The 674-nt window shown below is 68.4% G+C and carries 1 protein-coding gene; it reads right to left on the bottom strand.

The window, feature by feature from the left end; translation table 11 throughout:
* A partial coding sequence (locus tag E1294_RS52140; protein WP_165978009.1) for a condensation domain-containing protein occupies window positions 1-627 on the bottom strand: 627 nt, incomplete at its 3' end.
* Window positions 628-674 lie beyond the last annotated feature (47 nt).

Genomic DNA, 674 nt, shown 5'->3' with positions numbered 1-674 from the left:
GGCGGTCAACTCGGTGAGAGCCTGAACCAGCAACGCACACACCTGACCCGGATCAATCGCCGCCTGCACCTGCGCCGTCACCGCGAACCCGGTTCCCGTGTCGTCGACGGAGACCGTGACCGGGTAGTTGGTGTGGTCCCGGTCGGCAAGCACTTGGACGCCCTGCCAGGCGTCGAGGTCGTCGGCGGTCCCGGCGGTTCTGTGCCGATAGTTGAGCAGGCTGGTGAACAACGGCGTGCCGTACGGCAAGCCGCTGCACCGCTGCGCCAGGCTCAGCGAGGCGTGCTCGTGCCGGAGAAGGTCGGTCAGCAGCCGGTGCGTGTCCGCGAGCCCCTCGGAGGTGGTCCGGTCAGTCACGGCGATACGGACCGGCAGAGTGTTGATGAACGCACCGACACCACGGCGGCTGCCCGCATCACCCTGCATACGACCGAACAACACGGTCCCGAACACGGCGTCGTCGCGGCCGGTCAGCCGGGCCACGACCAGCGCCCACGCCAGATGGAACAGCGCCGCCGCCGACACGCCGGACCGGCGGGCCAGATCACGAATCCGCGCCGTGATGTCGTCATCGACCGTGATCTCGGCCTGGGCAACGCCACTGCCATCACCGTGCACGTCCAGCACCCCATAAGGCGCACACGGCTCCTCAACATCGCCGAGCATGCCGGTGA

Source organism: Nonomuraea diastatica (assembly GCF_004349015.1).
Taxonomy (GTDB): Bacteria; Actinomycetota; Actinomycetes; order Streptosporangiales; family Streptosporangiaceae; genus Nonomuraea; species Nonomuraea diastatica.
This window is presented reverse-complemented; position numbering and strand designations above follow the sequence as displayed.